The organism is Streptomyces sp. HPF1205 (assembly GCF_020400825.1).
Lineage (GTDB): Bacteria > Actinomycetota > Actinomycetes > Streptomycetales > Streptomycetaceae > Actinacidiphila.
This window is the reverse complement of the sequence record NZ_JAINVH010000001.1, coordinates 447,147-466,706: the sequence shown is the minus strand read 5'-3', so window position 1 is coordinate 466,706 and position 19,560 is coordinate 447,147. Positions and strand designations below refer to the sequence as shown.

General features: G+C 73.5%; 17 protein-coding genes and 1 pseudogene. 7 read left to right on the top strand and 11 right to left on the bottom strand.

Annotation, left to right across the window (positions count from 1 at the left end; genetic code table 11):
• Window positions 1-13 precede the first annotated feature (13 nt).
• Window positions 14-1,063, bottom strand: coding sequence for a helix-turn-helix transcriptional regulator (locus tag K7G61_RS01945; protein WP_225844709.1), 1,050 nt, complete (start codon window positions 1,061-1,063; stop codon window positions 14-16).
• A 113-nt stretch (window positions 1,064-1,176) separates the two neighbouring features.
• On the opposite strand from K7G61_RS01945, the gene K7G61_RS01940 reads away from it, so the two are divergent.
• The 4 genes from K7G61_RS01940 to K7G61_RS01925 all read left to right on the top strand — a co-directional run bounded on the left by K7G61_RS01940 (window position 1,177) and on the right by K7G61_RS01925 (window position 5,523).
• Window positions 1,177-2,694, top strand: coding sequence for an MFS transporter (locus K7G61_RS01940; protein ID WP_225844847.1), 1,518 nt, complete (start codon window positions 1,177-1,179; stop codon window positions 2,692-2,694).
• Between the two features lie 172 nt (window positions 2,695-2,866).
• Entirely contained in the window at window positions 2,867-3,871 is a 1,005-nt protein-coding gene (locus K7G61_RS01935; protein ID WP_225844708.1) for an aldo/keto reductase, read from the top strand.
• 98 nt (window positions 3,872-3,969) lie between these two features.
• Window positions 3,970-4,563 carry a TetR/AcrR family transcriptional regulator gene (locus tag K7G61_RS01930; protein WP_225844707.1) on the top strand — a complete coding sequence of 198 codons (594 nt, stop codon included), beginning with the start codon at window positions 3,970-3,972 and terminating at the stop codon, window positions 4,561-4,563.
• Between the two features lie 237 nt (window positions 4,564-4,800).
• A complete protein-coding gene (locus K7G61_RS01925) occupies window positions 4,801-5,523 on the top strand; it encodes a hypothetical protein (RefSeq protein WP_225844705.1) in 723 nt (240 codons plus the stop codon).
• 85 nt (window positions 5,524-5,608) lie between these two features.
• On the opposite strand, the gene K7G61_RS01920 is transcribed toward K7G61_RS01925, so the two are convergent.
• Window positions 5,609-6,991, bottom strand: coding sequence for a glycine--tRNA ligase (locus K7G61_RS01920; RefSeq protein ID WP_225844703.1), 1,383 nt, complete (start codon window positions 6,989-6,991; stop codon window positions 5,609-5,611).
• A 266-nt stretch (window positions 6,992-7,257) separates the two neighbouring features.
• On the opposite strand from K7G61_RS01920, the gene K7G61_RS01915 reads away from it, so the two are divergent.
• The gene (locus tag K7G61_RS01915; protein WP_225844701.1) at window positions 7,258-7,683 is read left to right on the top strand and encodes a Fur family transcriptional regulator; all 426 of its coding nucleotides are present in this window, start codon (window positions 7,258-7,260) and stop codon (window positions 7,681-7,683) included.
• Window positions 7,684-7,796: 113 nt separating this feature from the next.
• On the opposite strand, the gene K7G61_RS01910 is transcribed toward K7G61_RS01915, so the two are convergent.
• The 7 genes and pseudogenes from K7G61_RS01910 to leuA all read right to left on the bottom strand — a co-directional run bounded on the left by K7G61_RS01910 (window position 7,797) and on the right by leuA (window position 15,775).
• Window positions 7,797-8,612 (bottom strand): isoprenyl transferase, encoded by an 816-nt coding sequence (locus tag K7G61_RS01910; RefSeq protein ID WP_225844700.1) that lies wholly within the window; start codon window positions 8,610-8,612, stop codon window positions 7,797-7,799.
• A 50-nt stretch (window positions 8,613-8,662) separates the two neighbouring features.
• On the bottom strand, window positions 8,663-9,409 hold the full coding sequence (gene recO / locus K7G61_RS01905) for a DNA repair protein RecO (RefSeq protein WP_225844699.1): 747 nt from the start codon (window positions 9,407-9,409) through the stop codon (window positions 8,663-8,665).
• Window positions 9,410-9,480: 71 nt separating this feature from the next.
• Window positions 9,481-10,173 (bottom strand): response regulator transcription factor, encoded by a 693-nt coding sequence (locus tag K7G61_RS01900; RefSeq protein ID WP_225844698.1) that lies wholly within the window; start codon window positions 10,171-10,173, stop codon window positions 9,481-9,483.
• Entirely contained in the window at window positions 10,170-11,873 is a 1,704-nt protein-coding gene (locus K7G61_RS01895; RefSeq protein ID WP_225844697.1) for a histidine kinase, read from the bottom strand. The genes K7G61_RS01900 and K7G61_RS01895 overlap by 4 nt, the downstream gene beginning before the upstream one ends.
• Window positions 11,874-11,980: 107 nt before the next feature.
• Window positions 11,981-12,814: pseudogene (locus K7G61_RS01890) on the bottom strand (MMPL family transporter); the annotation flags it as partial.
• 84 nt (window positions 12,815-12,898) lie between these two features.
• Entirely contained in the window at window positions 12,899-13,612 is a 714-nt protein-coding gene (locus K7G61_RS01885) for a TerB family tellurite resistance protein (RefSeq protein WP_225844696.1), read from the bottom strand.
• A 399-nt stretch (window positions 13,613-14,011) separates the two neighbouring features.
• Entirely contained in the window at window positions 14,012-15,775 is a 1,764-nt protein-coding gene (gene leuA / locus K7G61_RS01880) for a 2-isopropylmalate synthase (protein ID WP_225844695.1), read from the bottom strand.
• A gap of 306 nt (window positions 15,776-16,081) precedes the next feature.
• On the opposite strand from leuA, the gene K7G61_RS01875 reads away from it, so the two are divergent.
• Window positions 16,082-17,197 (top strand): M4 family metallopeptidase, encoded by a 1,116-nt coding sequence (locus K7G61_RS01875; protein ID WP_225844694.1) that lies wholly within the window; start codon window positions 16,082-16,084, stop codon window positions 17,195-17,197.
• Window positions 17,198-17,221: 24 nt separating this feature from the next.
• Entirely contained in the window at window positions 17,222-17,488 is a 267-nt protein-coding gene (locus K7G61_RS01870) for a protealysin inhibitor emfourin (RefSeq protein ID WP_225844693.1), read from the top strand.
• Between the two features lie 13 nt (window positions 17,489-17,501).
• Here K7G61_RS01870 and K7G61_RS01865 read toward each other — a convergent pair whose 3' ends face one another.
• Complete coding sequence (locus K7G61_RS01865; protein ID WP_225844692.1) at window positions 17,502-18,068, bottom strand: DJ-1/PfpI family protein; 567 nt, start codon at window positions 18,066-18,068, stop codon at window positions 17,502-17,504.
• Window positions 18,069-18,182: 114 nt separating this feature from the next.
• The gene (locus K7G61_RS01860) at window positions 18,183-19,088 is read right to left on the bottom strand and encodes a helix-turn-helix domain-containing protein (RefSeq protein WP_225844691.1); all 906 of its coding nucleotides are present in this window, start codon (window positions 19,086-19,088) and stop codon (window positions 18,183-18,185) included.
• Window positions 19,089-19,560 lie beyond the last annotated feature (472 nt).

The following is a 19,560-nucleotide window of genomic DNA, read 5'->3' as shown; positions in this document are numbered from 1 at the left end:
GCGGCCTCCCGGGTCAGACCGCTGTGGGCAGGCGCTCCTCGCGCTCGCGCAGGATCAGCTCGTGCAGGCGCTCCAGGCGCTCGCGGGTGGTGGCGTCGGCGGGGGTGTAGGTGGTCAGCCGGGGCCCGTTCTGCGGGCCCAGCCACAAGTGGGTGAAGTCGAAGGCGAGCAGGCCCACATGGGGGTTGAGGTAGCGCTTGACGTGGCCGGCGGGCTGGAGGACCTCGTGCCGCTCCCACATCTGCCGGAAGTCGGGCGAGGACTGCTGCAGCCGCTTGAGCAGCGCCTTCCAGGCGGGCTCCGCGAGGTGCTCGGCCATGGCGGCGCGGAACTTCGCCGCCATCACCCGGATGTTCTCCTCGCGGTCCAGCATCCGCTCCTTCCACAGCGGGTCGGTGAACGCCAGCCACATCACGTTGCGGTCCTCGAAGGGCAGGGCGTCCAGGTCGGTGACCAGCCGCCCGTACGTGCGGTTGTACGCGATGACGTCGTACCGCGAGTTGAAGACCGCGCTGGGCAGCGGTTCGAGCTGGTCGAGCATGACGCCGACAGCCGGGGACATGCCCGGGCACTCCAGGTCCGGGTGCGGGTCGGCCGCGCCGGCCAGGGTGAACAGGTGCCGCCGCTCGTTGCGGTCGAGCATCAGGGCGCGGGCGATGGCGTCGGCGACCTGGCCGGACACCTGGATGTCGCGGGCCTGTTCCAGCCACGTGTACCAGGTGACGCCGACCGCGGCGAGCTGCGCGACCTCCTCGCGGCGCAGCCCCGGGGTGCGACGCCGGCGCCCCGGCGGCAGCGCGACCTGCTCCGGCGAGATCCGCTCCCGGCGGCTGCGCAGGAATGAGGCCAGCTCGCGGCGGCGGCTCGCGGCCGCGTCCGCCTCGGGCGCCGGGACGTCCTGCCCGAACCCCGCACCGCCGGACAGGGTCACGGCGGTCCCGGCGGTCCCGGCGGTCCCGCCGGCTGTGGCTTTCGCGGTGCGGGCGGCGTTCGCGGTGCGGGCGGTGCGCCCGGTCTGCGCGGTGTTCCGGTCGGCGGTGGTCGGCGTGCTGGTCGCGTCCATGCCTTCAGGGTGCCGGATCGGTCAGCCGGTTGCCAGGTGGTCCGTATACCTGGATAAACGCTCTCTGGTACCCCCCTGAGAAGAGGTCCATCGTCGATCACGTGACCGAGAGAATGGATCAGACCCTGACATCCCGGGCTCGGGTGCTGCCCGGCGTGACCCGCATCGGAGCCCCCACCCGCACCGCCGACCGTACCCCCGCCGCTCCGTCCGCCGCACCGGCCGCCGCCCCGCGGCTCGCCCCGCCCGCGCCGGGGCTGAGCACCCTCGGGCTGCTGACCGTCCTGCTCGGCGCGGCGCTGCCCATGGTGGACTTCTTCATCGTCAACGTCGCGCTGCCCACCATCGACCGCGACCTGCACGCGGGCCCCGCGGTCCTGGAGATGGTCGTGGCGGGGTACGGCGTCGCGTACGCCGTCCTCCTCGTACTCGGCGGCCGCCTCGGCGACATGTTCGGCCGCCGCACCCTGTTCCTGTGGGGCCTGGCGGCCTTCGCCCTGACCTCGCTGGCCTGCGGTGTCGCCCCCAGCGCCTGGACCCTGGTGGGCGCGCGCGTCGCCCAGGGAGCGGCCTCCGCGCTGCTGCTCCCCCAGGCGCTGGCCACCATCCAGTCCGCGACCTCCGGCAGCGCCCGCGGCAAGGCGCTGAGCTGGTACGGCGCCACCGCCGGCATCGCCTCCACGGTCGGCCAGGTGCTCGGCGGGCTGCTGGTCTCCGCCGACATCGCGGGCAGCGGCTGGCGGGCCATCTTCCTGGTCAACGTGCCCGTGGCCGCGGTCGCGCTGTTCCTGGCGCTGCGCGCGGTGCCCGAGACCCGTTCGCAGAACCCGGCCGGGATCGACCGGTCCGGCACCCTGCTGCTCGCCGTGGCCCTGATCACCCTGCTGCTCCCGCTCACCGAGGGCCGCGCGGCCGGCTGGCCGCTGTGGTCGTGGGCGCTGCTGGCGGTCTTCCCGTTCGCCGCGGCCGCGTTCGTGGCGGTGGAGCGGCGCGGCGAGCGGCTGGGGCTGGTCCCGCTGCTGCCGCCGTCGCTGGTGCGCCTGCCCGGTGTGCGCAGCGGTCTGCTGCTGGCCGTGCCGTTCTTCCTCGGCTTCGGCGGCTTCATGTTCGTCGTCGCCGTGGCCATGCAGGACGGCCTGCACTTCGGGGCGCTGACCGCGGGCGCCGCGCTGGTGCCGCTGTGCGCCGCGTTCTTCGCCGCCTCGCTGCTCGGGCCGCGGGCGGTGACCCGCTTCGGCCGCCGTACCGTGACCTACGGTCTGCTGGTCCAGGCGGCGGGGCTGCTGGCACTGGCCGGCACGTTCCACTGGGGCTGGCCGCACCTGGGCATATGGGCGCTGGCGCCCAGCCTGGCGGTGCTCGGCTTCGGCCAGGGCTTCGTGGCTCCCGTGGTGATCCGGATCGTGCTCAGCGAGGTCCCGCCGGCCCAGGCCGGTGTGGGGGGCGGCGCGATGGCCACCACCCAGCAGTCCAGCCTGGCGCTGGGTGTGGCCACCCTGGGCACCCTCTTCCTGACCTTGATCTCCTCGGTGGGCATCCGGGACGCGCTGGTGTGGACGCTGCTGGCCCAACTGATCGCCGTGGCCGCGACCTTGGTGCTGAGCCTGCGGCTGCCGCGCACCGTCGAGTGAGCCCGGCCGGCTCGGCCGGGTGAGCCCGGCCGGGCCCGTCGAGCCAGCCCGGTTGCGTGAGCGCATCCACACATGGACTGACAGATATTGAAATCTGTCAGTCCATGTGTGACGCTGGGGGCATGCCGCGGCGCGGCCCCGCGTCCGGCGGCGCACACAAGGGAGGACCTCGATGCGTACCCGTACTCTCGGTGTCGGCGGACCCGCCGTCTCCGCGCTCGGCCTGGGCTGCATGGGTATGTCCGCCCTCTACGGGCAGGCCGACGACGCCGAGTCCGTCGCCACGATCCACGCCGCGCTCGACGCGGGCGTCACCCTGCTCGACACCGGCGACTTCTACGGCATGGGCCTGAACGAGCTGCTGATCCGCGACGCCCTTCGGGCCCGGCCCGGCAGCCGCGACCAGGCCGTCATCAGCGTCAAGTTCGGCGCCCTGCGCGACGCGGCCGGCGGCTGGGGCGGTTACGACGGACGGCCGGCCGCGGTGCGGAACTTCCTCGCGTACACCCTGAACAGGCTCGGCACCGACCACGTCGACATCTACCGGATCGCCCGCGTCGACCCCGCCGTCCCGATCGAGGAGACCGTCGGCGCCATCGCCGAGGAGGTCCGGGCCGGCCGGGTGCGGCACATCGGCCTGTCCGAGGCCGGGCCGGAGACCCTGCGCCGGGCCGCGGCCACCGCGCCCATCAGCGACCTGCAGATCGAGTACAGCCTGTTCTCCCGCGGCATCGAGGACGAGGTGCTGCCCACCGCCCGCGAGCTGGGCATCGGCGTCACGGCGTACGGGGTGCTGTCCCGCGGCCTGCTCGGCGGCCACTGGACGCCGGAGCGCGCGGCCTCGGCCGGCGACGTGCGCGCCGCGCGGTTCCCGCGCTTCCAGGGCGAGAACCTGCGGCGCAACCTCGACCTGGTGGAGGAGCTGCGCAAGGTCGCCGAGGGCAAGGGCGTCACCGTCGCGCAGGCCGCCATCGCCTGGGTGCTCTCGCGCGGCGACGACATCGTGCCGCTGATCGGTGCCCGCCGCCGGGAGCGGCTGGCGGAGTCCCTCGGCGCCCTCGACGTGACGCTGGACGACGCCGACCTGGCGGCGATCGAGGCGGCCGTCCCGGCGGGAGCGGTGGCCGGGACCCGGTACGACGCCGGGCAGATGACCCACCTGGACAGCGAGCGCTGACCCGGGAGCGGCACACTGGACGGCGCGGCCCCGCGTACGGGCACCGGCCCGACCGCGCCGGCCGCGCGCCCGCCCCGATCCCAGGAGGACCGCCCCGCATGCCGCCGGAGCCGCTGACCCGCGAACGCATCCTCGAAGCCACCGAGGACGTGCTGCGCCGCTACGGCCCGGCCAAGGCGACCGTGGTGGACGTGGCCCGGGCGCTGGGCGTCAGCCACGGCAGCGTCTACCGGCACTTCCCCACCAAGTCGCTGCTGCGCGAGGCGGTCACGCAGCGCTGGCTGGACCGCAACCGCGACGAGCTGGAGGTCTTCGCGGCCGACACCGCCGCCCCGGCGCCCGAGCGCCTGCGGCGCTGGCTGGACGGCCTGTTCGCCGCGAAACGCCGCAAGGCGCTGGGCGATCCCGAGCTGTTCGCCACCTTCACGGTGCTGGCCGGCGAGAAGCGCGGCACGGTCACCCGGCACATCGAGGAGATGACCGAGCAGCTGCGCCGCATCCTCGCCGACGGCACCGCCCGCGGCGAGTTCGCCCCTCCCCCGGCCGGCCTGCCCGCCGCCGCCCGCGCGGTCTGGGACGCCACCACGCGCTACCACGACCCGGCGCACGCCCCCGACTGGTCGGACCCGGACATCGAGGCGCAGTACGCGGCGGTTCGCGACCTGGTGCTGCGCGGCCTGGCCGGCGCCTGAAGGCGGCACGACGGGAGTACGGGGGCAGGGCGGGCGGACGGTGGTAGGCAGGGCGGACGGCGTTCGCCCCAAGGGGTCCTGGTCACGGGCGACATGGGTTTCTCCCCCCGTATCCGGGGTGGACCTGGCCGCACCTTTTCCGGGCGCCTCACGCCACTGATCTGTGGGCAGGTTCACGGAAGGGTTGACGGTGTTCCCGGCGTTGTCTTCGGCACGGGGACCGGAAGGGAGACAGCCATGCCGCGAACCGCGGACGTCATCGAACTGTTCGTGCCTCACCCGCCGGCCGACCGCCCGGCGGCCCGTGACCGGCCCCGCCGCCCCTGGCCCGGCTATGCGCTCGTGGTGTGCGGGGTGGCCCTGGTGCCGTGGCTGGTCGTCCTGGCCACCGGCCTGCCGTCGACCGCGACGGCCCCGCACTGGACGGTGGCCTGGGTGGGCCTGGACGCCATGGAGGCGGCCGGGCTGATCGCCACCGGCTTCCTCACCTTGCGCGGCAGTGCCCGCCGGGCGCCCGTCGCCGCGGCGACGGCGACGCTGCTGGTCTGCGACGCCTGGTTCGACACCACCACCTCGTCGGGCGCCGGCTTCGGCACCGCGGTGCTGATGGCGGTCGCGGCGGAGCTCCCGCTGGCGGTGGTGTGCGCGGTGCTGGCGCTGCGAGCGGCGCGGGGGCCGCTCGCAGCCGACCACGACGGTCACGGCCGGCAGGACCGGGCCGACCGGGAGAACCGGCGCGGCGGCCGGGACCGGGACGGCGGGGACGGACGGCCCCTGGCCGGCGTGACGGTGCTGCCCTCACCCCGGATCCCACCCCGTAACGCCGGACGGGCAGGGTCGGCCGCGTCCGCGCCCTCTGCCGCGTCCGTGCCGCCCCCGCCCTCCGTGCCTTCCGTGCCCTCCATACCGTCCATACCGTCCGTGCCGTCTCCGTACCGGCCGAGCCCGCGCGGCGTCTGAACGCCACCGGGGCCGGTGCGCGTCCGCGGCGCCCGCCCCCGGTGACTCGTACGTACGGCTGCGTACGGCCGCGTACGGCTGCGCGTCAGCAGCCGGCCAGGCGGGCCGCCAGGTAGCCCTCCACCTGGTCCAGGGACACCCGCTCCTGCACCATGGTGTCCCGCTCGCGCACGGTGACGGCGTTGTCCTGCAGCGTGTCGAAGTCCACCGTGACGCAGAACGGCGTGCCGATCTCGTCCTGGCGACGGTAGCGGCGGCCGATCGCGCCCGCGTCGTCGAACTCGATGTTCCAGTTCGCCCGCAGCGCCGCGGCCAGGCCCTTGGCCTTCGGGGACAGCTCGGGGTTGCGGGACAGCGGCAGCACGGCGACCTTGACCGGGGCGAGCCGCGGGTCCAGCCGCATGACCGTGCGCTTCTCCATGACGCCCTTGGCGTTCGGCGCCTCGTCCTCGTTGTAGGCGTCGAGCATGAAGGCGAGCATCGCCCGGTTCACGCCGGCCGCGGGCTCGATGACGTACGGCATCCAGCGCTCGCCGGCTTCCTGGTCGAAGTACGACAGGTCCTGGCCCGAGCCCTTGGAGTGCGCGGTCAGGTCGAAGTCCGTGCGGTTGGCGATGCCCTCCAGCTCACTGAACTCCGAGCCGCCGAAGTTGAACCGGTACTCGATGTCCACGGTCCGCTTGGAGTAGTGCGACAGCTTCTCCTTGGGGTGGTCGAACCGGCGGATGTTCTCCTCGCGGATGCCCAGGCCCGTGTACCAGTTCCAGCGCTCCTCCAGCCAGTACTCGTGCCACTTCTCGTCCTCGCCGGGCTTGACGAAGAACTCCATCTCCATCTGCTCGAACTCGCGGGTGCGGAAGATGAAGTTGCCGGGCGTGATCTCGTTGCGGAACGACTTGCCCGTCTGGGCGATGCCGAACGGCGGCTTCTTGCGGGAAGTGGTCTGCACCTGGGCGAAGTTCACGAAGATGCCCTGCGCGGTCTCCGGGCGCAGGTAGGCCAGCGAGCCGGCGTCCTGGGTCGGGCCGAGGTGGGTCTGGAGCATGCCGGAGAACTGCTTGGGCTCGGTGAAGGCGCCCTTGGTGCCGCAGTGCGGGCAGTTGATGTCGGCGAGCCCGGCGGCCGGGGGACGGCCGTGCTTGGCCTCGTACGCCTCCTCCAGGTGGTCCGCGCGGAACCGCTTGTGGCAGGAGGTGCACTCGGTCAGCGGGTCGAAGAAGGTGGCGACATGGCCGGAGGCGACCCACACCTCGGGGGCCAGGATGATCGACGAGTCGATTCCCACCACGTCGTCGCGCGAGGTCACCATCGCGCGCCACCACTGGCGCTTGATGTTCTCCTTGAGCTCGACGCCGAGCGGCCCGTAGTCCCAGGCGGCCTTGGATCCGCCGTAGATCTCGCTGCTCGGGAAAACGAAGCCACGGCGCTTGCTCAGGCTGACGATGGTGTCGATCTTGTCGGCGGCCACGGTGCTCTCTTCAGTACGACGAAGCGGTCAGTCGTCCCAGATTACCGGCGGGTGCGGGGGGCTTTCCAAATCTGTATCGTCCGGCCCGCCGCGTCCGCGTCCGGCCGGGCCGCCGGGCCGCGGCGCGCTGCGGTACGCGGACGCCGCCCGCGGGACCCCGACCTGGCACAATGGACGGGCGACGGACTCCAGCCGGGCCGGACGAGGGCCGGCGGGAACCCGGCCCGCCCCGGCCGAACCACCCGGACGAACCGACGGAGGACACGGTGACCACCGCCAAGAATCCCGTGCGTGGCCGTTCGACCCGGCAGCGGGCCGCGGTGGCGGCGGCCCTCGCGGAGGTCGACGAGTTCCGCAGCGCCCAGGACCTGCACGACATCCTCAAGCACCGCGGCGACTCCGTTGGCCTGACCACCGTCTACCGCACCTTGCAGTCCCTCGCCGACGCCGGCGAGATCGACGTGCTGCGCACCGGCGAGGGCGAGTCCGTCTACCGCCGCTGCTCGGGCGGCGGGCACCACCACCACCTGGTCTGCCGCGGCTGCGGCAAGGCCGTCGAGGTGGAGGGCCCCGCCGTCGAGACGTGGGCCGACGCCATCGCCGCCGACCACGGCTTCGTGGACGTGGCCCACACGGTGGAGATCTTCGGTACGTGCGCGGACTGCGCGGCCGGCGGCGCCGCCCGCGGCTAGAGAGCGCGGGGAGCGCGGGGAGCGCGGGGAGCGCGCCCGCCGGGAGTGGGCGCGCCCGCCGGAGAGTGGGGCGCCGGGCGGGCGGTGCGGGGGCGCGGCGCGGGTCAATACAGCTAGCGCCTCTCCGCCTCGTTCGGCAGGGCCCCGCCGAAGCGGCGGTCGCGGGAGGCGTACTCCACGCACGCACGCCACAGGTCGCGGCGGTCGAAGTCGGGCCACAGCACGTCCTGGAACACCATTTCCGCGTAGCTGGACTGCCAGATCAGGTAGTTGGAGGTGCGCTGCTCGCCGCTGGGGCGCAGGAACAGGTCCACGTCGGGCATGTCCGGGTAGTACAGGTACTTGGCGAAGGTCTTCTCGTTGACCTTGCCGGGGTCCAGGCGGCCGGCGGCGATGTCGCGGGCGAGCGCCTGGGCGGCGTCGGCGATCTCCGCCCGGCCCCCGTAGTTGAGGCAGAAATAAAGGGTCATCGCGTCGTTGCCGACCGTCTGCTCCTGGGCGACCTGGAGCTCCTGGACCACCGACTTCCACATCTTGGGCATGCGACCGGCCCAGCGGATGCGGATGCCCAGTTCGTCCATCTCGTCGCGGCGGCGGCGGATCACGTCGCGGTTGAAGTTCATCAGGAAGCGGACCTCGTCGGGGGAACGCTTCCAGTTCTCGGTGGAGAACGCGTAGAGCGACAGGTTCTTGACGCCGATCTCCAGGCAGCCCTTGAGGACGTCGAGGACGACGCCCTCGCCGACCTTGTGGCCCTCGGTGCGGGGCAGGCCGCGCTCCTTGGCCCACCGCCCGTTGCCGTCCATGACGATCGCGACGTGCTTGGGGACCAGCTCGCCGGGGAGCTTCGGGGGCCGCGCGCCGGACGGATGGGGGTCGGGGGTGCGGTACGCGGTCCGGTTACGGCCCAGAATCCCGCGACGTGCCATGCTCGTTCTTCTCCTGACGATCTTCCGGCGGCCGATGTGACGGTGCGCCGCTATCTCTCCACGAACCGCAGCGACCGCAGCCCGCGCTCCAGATGCCACTGGAGGTACGCCGCCACCAGGCCGCTGCCCTCCCGGCAGTGCCGCGGCGCGCACGCGTCCGCGGTCTCCCAGTCGCCGCCCAGCAGCGCGCCGAGCAGTTCCAGTGCTTCCCGTGAGGGTACGACGCTTCCGGGCACCCGGCAGTCACCGCACACCACACCGCCCGCGCCGACCGAGAAGAACCGGTTGGGGCCGGGCATTCCGCACCGCGCGCAGTCGTCGAAGCTCGGCGCGTACCCGTTGACGGCCAGCGAACGCAGCAAGAACGCGTCCAGCACCAGCCGCGGGTCGTGCTCCCCGGCCGCGAGCGTGCGCAGCGCCCCGACCAGCAGCAGATACTGCTGCACGGCGGGCTCGCCCTCGTGGTCGGTGAACCGCTCGGCGGTCTCCAGCATCGCGGTGCCGGCCGTGTACCGCTCGTAGTCGGTGACGATCGCCCCGCCGTACGGCGCGATGGTCTCGCCCTGCGTGCACAGCGGCAGGCCGCGGCCGATCAGTTCGCCGCCGCGCGCGAAGAACTGCACGTCCACGTGGCTGAACGGCTCCAGCCGGGCGCCGAACTTCGACTTGGTGCGCCGCACTCCCCTGGCCACCGCCCGCACCCTGCCGTTCCTGCGGGTCAGCAGGGTGATGATCCGGTCCGCCTCACCCAGCTTCTGGGTGCGCAGCACGATGCCGTCGTCGCGGAACAGACTCATGCCGTCCATTCTCGCTCACGTCCCGCGCGCGCCGTCCCCGGTGCGGGCGGACTTCCGGGACCGGCGCCGGCTCAGCGGTCGGCGCCGGGCGCGACCAGCCCGGACTCGTAGGCGGCGATGACCAGTTGGGCGCGGTCGCGGGCGCCGAGCTTGCCCATGATCCGGCTGACGTGGGTCTTGGCGGTGAGCGGGCTCAGGCCCAGCGCCTCGCCGGTCTCGGCGTTGTTCAGGCCCCTGGCCACCATGGTGAGCACCTCGCGCTCCCGCTCCGACAGGCCCGCGAGCCGGGCGGGCGCGGGCGCGCTGACCGGCGGCCGGTCGGGCAGCCGCAGCACCCGGGCGATCAGCTTGGCGGTGGGCCCGGGCGACAGCAGCGAGTCCCCGGCGGCCACGGTGCGTATCGCGTCCAGCAGGTCGGCGGGCCTGGTGTCCTTGACCAAGAACCCGGACGCGCCCGCCCGCAGCGCCGCCACCACGTTCTCGTCGTCGTCGTAGGTCGTGAGCACCAGGACGCGCACGCCCGCCAGGTCGTCGTCCGCGGCGATCCGCCGGGTCGCCTCGATGCCGTCCGTCTCCGGCATGCGGACGTCCATGACGACCACGTCGGCGCGGGCGCTGCGGGCCAGCGCGACGGCCTGCGCGCCGTTACCGGCCTGTCCCACCACCTCCATGTCGCGGGCGGACTCGACGAGCATCGCGAACGCGGCCCGTACCAGCGTCTGGTCGTCGGCCAGCAGCACCCGGATCGGCTCGGGTGTGGTCATCCGCGGTCTCCTCGGTGGGCGAGCGGGCTGTCCCCGGGGTGCTGCTGCGGCCGCGGGCGCTCGGGGCGGTCCTGCTCCCGGCCGTGCTCGGGCGCGCCGCGGTCCACGGTGAACGGCAGCTCGGCCGTCACCTCGAACCCGGGCCCGTCGGTCCTCGGCCCGGCGGTGAGCGTGCCCCCCACGCTGCGGGCCCGCTCCCGCATCCCGATGATGCCGAAGCCCTCCGCGCGGCCGAAGCCCTCCGCCCGGCCGCCACCGTCCGCACGCCGCGCGCCCTCCGCCCGGCCGGGTTTGCCGCCGAGGGCGGGACCGCCCGTATTGCCGCCGAGCGTGCCGTGGGTGCCGAGCGTGCCGTGGGCGCCGAGCGTGCCGTGGGCGCCGGGATTGCCGAGGCCGCCGAGCGTGCCGGTGGCCCCAGGGGCGCGGAGGCCGCCGAGGGTGCCGGGGCTGCCAGGTGTACCAAGGCCACTTGGGCCGCCGGGGGTGCCCGCACCGCCGCGGGTGCCCGCACCGCCCGTACCCGCCGCGCCGGGCACGGCGGGCCCGCCGTGCGCCCCGCCGGCCGCGGGTCCGGCCGTCCGCCGCCCGTCGTCACGTATCAGCAGCCGCAGGCCCGGGCCGTCCCGGCGGACGGCGACCGTGATGTGCGGGGCGGCCGCGCCCGAGTGGCGCACCGCGTTGGTCAGCGACTCCTGCACGATCCTGTAGGCGGCCGCCCCCACCGCGGGCGGCGGCTCGGCGCCCACGTCCACGGTCAGCTCGACCCGGGCGCCGGCCGCCTCCGCGGCCCCGGTCAGCGCGGGTATGCCCGCCAGGTCCGGCAGCGGCCCGTGCTCGTCGGCCCGCAGCACCCGCAAGGTGGTGCGCAGTTCGGCGCGGGCCTCGCGGCAGGTCTCCGCGATGGCGTCGAGCGCGCCCGCGACGGCTTCCCGGTCCAGCCGGTCCGGGTCGGCGACCAGGACGTGCGCGGCGACGGAGGTCTGCACACCGATCAGAGTGATGCTGTGGGCGAGCAGGTCGTGCAGGTCCCGGGCGATCCGCAGCCGTTCCTCGGCCACCCGGCGGGCCGCCTCCTCCTCCCTTGTCCGCTCGGCCCGTTCCGCCCGTTCCATGATCGCCGCCACGTACTCGTGGTGCATGCGGACCACCTCGCCGGCCACCGCGACCGCCACGATCCAGCCCGCGCTGCGCAGCATGTCCGTGCCCGCGTGGGGCTTGCCTATGGTCGACATCACGCCGGCCATGAGCAGCACGACCGTGGGTATCACCAGGAAGGTCCTGGTCGGCGGTCCGGCGACCGCGATCGCGTACAGGGCGACCACGCTCGACAGGATCGGGGCCTCCTGGAGGTACTCCAGGTAGTGGTAGGGGGCGACGACGGCGACCATGCCCAGCAGGCACCACATCGGGTGCCGTCTGCGCCACACCAGCACGGCCGCGCTGCCCGCCAGCAGCAGCCACCCCAGCGCGTCGGGCCGGTGGCTGGCGACGCCCTCGGGAAGGAACAGGGCGATGGCTGCCTCGACCACGAACACGAGGGCGGCCGGCGCGACATCGCGCGCGCCCACCCGGCCGGCGGGGACCGGCCGATCGTGGGCGCGCACGGCCGCACCCGCGCGCACCCCGGTGCTCGGGCCGGTGCCCGTGCCCGGGCTTGCGCTCGGTGGCGCGAGGCTCGTGGACGTGGACGTTGTTGCCATGGCTCCATCCTGAGGGACGTGCGGCTCGCGGCGCGGAGAGTTGTCGGGGACTTGTGGATAACTCCACGCGCGGGCAGGCCGGCGCGGTGCCGTGCGGGCCGGAGCGGCTACCGGGCCGCCGTCCTCTCCCCCGTCCCCTCGGCCGGCCGCGCGTGCTCCCGGCGGTGGGCGGCCGGGAGCCAGGGCCACCACAGCCGGTGGGACAGGAGCGTCGCGGCGGCCGGCACGAGGAGGGTGCGCACGACGAAGGTGTCCAGGAGGACGCCGACGGCGATGACCAGGCCCATCTCGACCATCATCACCAGCGGCAGGGTGGTCAGGACGGTGAAGGTGGCGGCGAGGACGACGCCGGCCGAGGCGATGACACCGCCGGTGGACTCCAGCGCGGCGATGGTGGCGCGGTGGGGGTCGGCGCCCCGGCCGGCCTCTTCGCGCATGCGGTGGGTCAGGAAGATGCCGTAGTCGACGCCGAGGGCCACCAGGAACACGAAGCTCAGCAGGGGGAGGCCCGGGTCGATGCCGTGGAACCCGAGGACGGGCCCGAACACGAGGCCGCCGATGCCGAGGGCCGCGGCCCACACGGCGACGGTCGCGGCGGTGAGCAGCAGCGGCGCGGCCAGGCTCCGCAGCAGGCCGGCGAGCAGCAGGAAGACGGCGCCGAGGACGAGCGGGACGACGATCCCGCGGTCCCGGGAGGCGGTGGTGGCGGTGTCCATGCGCTGCGCGTCCGCCCCGCCGACCAGGCCGCCGTCGGGGGCCGTGGCCGCCCGCAGCCTGGTGATCGTGGCGTGTTCCGCGGGGCTGTCCGGGGCCGCTGCCGGGTAGGCGGCGATCTCGGTCCAGCCCCCGCCGGTGCGTCCGGCGGCCACGCCGGCAACGCCCGGGGTCGCCCGTACCGCCGCCTGGGCCGCGGTGGCCTCGGCGGCGGGGACGACGACGGTGGTTAGTCCCCGGGGAGTAACCGGCAGCCGACGGGCAGGCGGGGTCGGGCCGACGCCTGCGGGGAACCCACGCGGGGAGTTGGCTCAGAAGGCCGTCGCCGCGGCGGCCGCGAGCAGGCGGTCGATGTCGTTCTGGGGCAGGGACAGGCAGCGGCCGACGGCTTCGAGTACCTCGCGTTCGGCCGGCAGGTAGGGCCCGTCGGCCAGGGCGATACGGGCGCCCTGGAGGAGGACGCGCTCACGGCCCTGCGGCAGCAGGTGGTCGGCGAGCGGCTCCAGCGCCTCGTGCAGCTCGATGGACAGCCAGCTTCCGCACCCGTCGACGGCGTCGGCGTCGCCGAAGGAGTCGGGGCCGAGTTCGTCGGACGCCCTGTAACGGCCCTCGTCCGCGACAATGGCGGCGAGCAGGCCCAGGAGCTGGTCCTCGGTGCAGTCGGTGAACCCGGCCGAGCGGACGGCGCCCACCGCGGCCTCCCGCGCCGGCCGGCCGGCCGCTCCGCCGGCGGTGAGCACGGCGAGGGCGATGGTGTGCACGGCGTCGCGCAGCATCGCCGAGAACCGGGTGGTGGTGGGCCGCAGCAGCGCCTCGTCCCCGTACTGCCGGTGGCAGGCGGTGCACTCGATGACCACGCCCGCAGAGCCCCTCGGCAGCAGGGGCACGCCCAGCACGGTCAGGCGGCGGGTGCCGGTCCTGCGGTGGTAGGCGCGGTCGCCGCCGCAGTCGGGGCAGAAGAACTCGCCGTCGTCCTCGGTGTGCCAGGTGGTTCGCACACCCCAGATACACAGCCCCAGCTTCATCTCGCTGCACCCTCCGGCCGTCCTCGTCCCGGTACGCACCACGTAGCGGCCCGTATGCGCGCTGAAGGTCGACCGGCCACGGTGCCGTACTGCCGTGATGTTAGCCACACCGGGGATCCGCAGTCAGTACCGCGTACGGGGGCAATTCGCCGTGCTTGCCGCCGGTGACCGCACGTGGCGGGTGTACGGGGACGCGTGGGGGCACGGGGACGGGCGGCACCGGGGCCGGCGGCACGCGGGCGAACGGGCGGGCGGACGCCGCGCGGGCGAACGGGCGGCCAGGCGGCCGAAGGGTTGGGCGCGCGGCACGCGGCCGGCTCGGGCACGCGAACCGCCGCCGCGGTGGCGTGGGCCGCGACCGCCCCCTGGGGGACGACCCGCGGCCCACGTCAAGGGTGATCAGCGAGCCGCGCGGTTGACGGCGGAGACCACGGCCTGCAGGGAGGCGCGGGTGGTGTTGGGGTCGACGCCGATGCCCCACAGCACCTTGCCGTCGATGGCGCACTCGATGTACGAGGCGGCCCGCGCGGAAGCGCCCTCGCTGAGGGTGTGCTCGCTGTAGTCCAGCAGCCTGGCGTCGATGCCGATCGCCGCCAGGGCGTCGAAGAACGCCGAGATCGGCCCGTTGCCGGTGCCGCGCAGAACGGTCTCCTCGCCGTCCACCACGGCCTCGACGGTCAGCGCGTCGGTGCCGTCGCTGGAGGTGGAGGTCTGCGCCGACCGCAGCGTGACCCGGCCCCACGGGTTGCCGGGCGTGGGCAGGTACTCGTCCTCGAACACCGACCAGATCTCCGCCGCGGTGACCTCGCCGCCTTCGGTGTCGGTCTTCGCCTGGATGATCTTCGAGAACTCGATCTGCATCCGGCGCGGCAGGTCCAGCTTGTGCTCGTTCTTGAGCACATAGGCGACGCCGCCCTTGCCGGACTGCGAGTTGACGCGGATGACCGCCTCGTAGGAGCGGCCGACGTCCTTGGGGTCGATCGGCAGGTAAGGCACCGCCCACGGGATGTCGTCCACACTCGCGCCCTTGGCGGCGGCGTCGGCCTCCATGGCCTCGAAGCCCTTCTTGATGGCGTCCTGGTGGGAGCCGGAGAAGGCGGTGTAGACCAGGTCGCCCGCGTACGGGTGGCGCGGGTGGATCTCCATCTGGTTGCAGTACTCGGCGGTGCGGCGGATCTCGTCGATCTGCGAGAAGTCGATCCGCGGGTCCACGCCCTGGCTGAACAGGTTCATGCCCAGGGTGACCAGGTCCACGTTGCCGGTGCGCTCGCCCTGCCCGAACAGGCAGCCCTCGATGCGGTCGGCGCCCGCCATCAGGGCCAGTTCGGCCGCGGCGACCGCCGTGCCGCGGTCGTTGTGCGGGTGGACCGACAGGCAGACGAACTCGCGGCGCGACAGGTGGCGCGACATCCACTCGAAGCGGTCGGCGTGGGTGGAGGGCGTGGAGCGCTCCACGGTCGCGGGCAGGTTCAGGATGATCTCGCGGCCCTCCTCGGGCTGCCAGACGTCCATCACGCCCTCGCAGACCTCCAGCGCGAAATCCAGTTCGGTGTCGGTGAAGATCTCCGGGCTGTACTGGTAGCCGAACACCGTCTCGTCGCCGAGCAGCTTGTCGGCGTACTCCATCACCAGCCGGGTGCCGTCCACCGCGATGGCCTTGACCTCGTCGCGGGTGCCGCGGAAGACGACCCGCCGGAAGAGGGGCGCGGTCGCGTTGTACAGGTGGACGGTGGCCCGCCGCGCGCCGCGCAGGGACTCCACGGTCCGCTCGATCAGGTCCTCGCGGGCCTGGGTCAGGACGGAGATCGTCACGTCCTCGGGGATCGCCTCCTGCTCGATGATGGAGCGCACGAAGTCGAAGTCGGTCTGGCCGGAGGACGGGAAGCCGACCTCGATCTCCTTGTAGCCCATCCGCACCAGCAGGTCGAACATCTCCCGCTTGCGGGCCGGTGACATCGGGTCGATGAGCGCCTGGTTGCCGTCCCGCAGGTCGGTGGACAGCCAGCGGGGCGCCTGGGTGATGCGGGCGTCCGGCCAGGTGCGGTCGGGCAGCTCCACCTGCTCGTACGGCGTGTACTTGTGGATCGGCATTCCGCTGGGGCGCTGGCGTACGGTCGCGGCGGTGACGGGCGTGGCGCGGCCGACACGGTTCTGCGTGGTCATCTGGGCTCGTGCTCCTCGGGAGGTCCGCTCGGGGACGGCCGACGGCTGGGCAACGCCGAACTCCGCGGGGAGGGGGTCGGCCTACGACTACAGGCCCTCGCCGCGGCAGCTAAGAAGAAGCAGCCCGAAACGCATGATGGACAAGACCTTAGCCGAGTGCCGCGTGGATCACACAGCCGATGCGTACGTCCTCTCAGTATGCAAGACGGAGGGCCTTGTCCAGCAAAGCCATGATGCTTCCCACCATTTCGTCAATCCCGGGCCCGTGACAGTGACACTGCGTGCGGGACGTGCGACATTGCGTACATGGGAGTCTTCTGCACGATCGTGCCGCCACACATTCTCGACAGCCTCGCCCGGGCCGGCGACGCGGAGCTGTCCGCCACCGCCCGCCGGACCCTGGAGCACGACGCGCGCGAGCGCACCCGCCGCGGGCTGAACGCGGTCCACGGCGTCCTGAGCGGCGAGGGCGTCGCCGCCGGGGCCGCGTCCCACCACCAGGACCGTCCGCGGCGCACCATCCACGACGCCGGGCACCAGGACGCCCTGCCGGGCTCCGAGGTCCGCGCCGAGGGCGGCCCGCCGTCCAAGGACGCGAGCGTCAACCGGGCGTACGACGGCCTCGGCGCCACCTTCGAGACGTATCTGAAGGCGTACGCCCGGCGCTCCATCGACGGCGCCGGGCTGCCGCTCGTCGCGAGCGTCCACTACCTGCGGGGCTACAACAACGCCTTCTGGAACGGCGAGCAGATGGTGTTCGGCGACGGGGACGGGAAAATCTTCCTCGACTTCACCATTCCGGTGGATGTGATCGGCCACGAGTTGACGCACGGCGTCACCCAGCACAGCGCCAACCTCGACTACTACGGCCAGTCCGGCGCGCTGAACGAATCGGTCTCGGACGTCTTCGGCAGCCTGATCAAGCAGTTCACCCTCGGCCAGAGCGCCGAGGAGGCCGACTGGCTGATCGGCGCGGACCTGCTCGCCCCGGGCGTGCGCGGCAAGGCCCTGCGTTCCATGAAGGAGCCCGGCACCGCCTACGACGACCCGCGGCTCGGCAAGGACCCGCAGCCGGCCACGATGAACGGCTACGTGACCACCTCGCAGGACAACGGGGGCGTCCACATCAACTCCGGCATCCCCAACCACGCCTTCTACCTGGTGGCCGCCGCCCTCGGCGGCAACGCCTGGGAGCAGGCCGGCCAGATCTGGTACGACACGCTGACCGGCGGCTCGCTGCACTCCAGCGCCCGGTTCACCGACTTCGCAGCCGCCACCGCGGCCGCCGCCAAGGCGCGGTACGGCGAGGGAGAGCAGCTCAAGGCGGTGGTGAAGGCGTGGACGCAGGTCGGGGTGCCCGTGCCCGGGGCGGCGCCCGCCGTGCCGCAGCAGCCGCAGCCCACCCAGACCGAGCAGGTGTGACCCGGGTATGACTACGGTGGAGTCGTGCGCATCGAAGTGAACCGCAGCGGCGGCTTCGCCGGAATCGGCCGGACCGCGGCCGTCGACACGTCCGGCCGGGCCGACGGCTCGTTCCTGGAGGCCCTGGCCCGCGAGGTCGCCGCGCAGGCCCCGCGCTCGGGGGCGCACGGCGTCCCCGACGGCTTCACCTACGAGATCACGGTCGACGGCCGCACGATCCAGTGCGCCGACCCGCACCTGACCCCCGCCCAGCGCGAGCTCATCCAGGCCGTGCTGGGCGAGGGGGCGTAGGTCCGTCACCGGGTCACGCGGGCGGGGCGGTCTTGCGCAGCAGGTCGACGAAGGCGCGCATCCAGCCGGGGTGGTCGGGCCAGGCCCGGGCCGACACGAGGGTGCCGTCGACGACCGCGTCGCCGTCCTCGTACTCGGCGCCGGCCGCCACGACATCGGGCTCCAGCGCCGGGTAGGCGGCCGTACGCCGCCCCGACAGCACGCCCGCCGCGGCGGAGATCTGCGGACCGTGGCAGATCTGGGCGACCGGCTTGCCCTCGGTGAAGAAGTGCTCGACGATCCGCCGCAGGTCGGGGTTGTTCCGCAGATATTCCGGCGCCCGGCCGCCCGGCACCACCAGGGCGGCGTACTGCGCGGGGTCGACCTCCTCGAAGGCCAGGTCCGCCGGCCACGTGTACCCCGGCTTCTCCGTGTACGTGTCGAAGCCGTCCTCGAAGTCGTGCACCACGAACCGCAGCTTCTTGCGCGCGGGCGCGGCGATCTCCACCACGTACCCCTCCTCCGTCAACCGCTGATAGGGGTACATCACCTCCAGGGATTCCGCCGCGTCCCCGGTCACCAGCAACACCTTCACGGTCATCGTCCCGCTCCGTCCTCTCGGCTCGGACCCGCCCGTCACGGCCCGCTCCCCCTCACGATGCCCCTCCCCGGCCCGCCCGACCACCTGTTGGGCGACTCCCGGCGAAGCCAGGGGCTACGCGGCAGCGGCAACTCGCCGGCAGTCTGCGCAAAGGGCGTGCGGGTCGTGCGTGCGGATGGCGCGGTCGCACCCGTCACAGGTGTGCAGCGGTGCCGGCCGCTCGGCAGGCCCGGCCTCGGCGGGCAGCGGAGGCGGGAGCAGGACTGTCAGCCGGTGGGCCAGAAGGCGGGCCGGATGGTGAATGGGCACGGGCTCGGGCGGCAATCCCGCCGTGAGGGTTCGCGCGATCTGCACCGGAGTGGCGGCGCGGGCCAGCCATGTGTCCACCGCGGGGAGGAGTTGCGCGATGTCCCGGGCGGACAGCAGCAGCCGGGGGTCCGCGAGCCGCAGCCGTGCCAGCAGATCAGCCGCCGGCCCGGAGGGCGCGGGGAGAGACGGCCCGCCGCGAGACGGCCCGGGAGACGGCCGAGGAGGCGAGGCGGGAGGCGGCCCGGGAGACGGGGCGGCGACCGGCTGCCGGGCGCCTGGGACCTCAGGTCGCGGCGAAGGCCGCTGCGGCTCCCGCCCCGCCCGATGCCGCCGGTCGTCGTCAGGCGCGTACCCGGGCCTGTCGTACGCGAACGTCCGCGTGGCGAACCGCCCGCGGCCGAGCGGAACCCGGCGGCGGACGACGTACCCCGCCTCCTCCAGCTCGTTCATCGCCCGCCGGATGGTCGTCTCCCCCTCCCGGAACCGCAGGGTCAGCGCCTTCACGGTGACCGAGGCCCCGTCGGGCAGCGACAGGATGTGGACCGCGAGCCCGATCGCGACCGCCGAAAGCCGTGGATGCTGGGCGAGATGGTTGCCGACGATGGTGAACCGGTCGCGGTGCCGGTGCCGAACGTGGATCACTCCTGAGGAGGGCGCGCCCTCGGGAAGCTGCTGCGCGGGCACGTTCGCGTTAGACTGCGGGTCAGCCATGGGGAAGGGGTTTGCTTCCTATGTGGTCAGGCCCTCGGACCAGGATGCCAGTCCTACCGGGGGCCGAAGCATGTGTGCGGTTGTCGTCGCCGACCGTATCGCAATACTCCGAAATCAGGACGATTCATCACCCGAACGAGCGGTTTAGCGGCAACAGTTGACCCCCGAGGGGTTTGGTTTGGCGGGTTCTTCTCCCGTTCCTTTCAAAGACCGCCCGCCCCACCGGAGCGCGCCCGACCACGCCCCGGCGGGTCGAACCGGGGCCGCACGCGGGGAAGCCCGCCCCGGCCTCACGGGGACCGACGAGTTCGAAATGTCGTTCACGTCGACCCCGCCGGGCGCCAGACTGACGCGGCTGTTCGTTTGCACTGCCTGGACACCTGAGGCCGGCGCACCCCGTCGCTCGGCGGAATGACCACGCCAGACACACAGACCCATGTCAGCGTTCCCGGATACGCTGACCCACGATCTT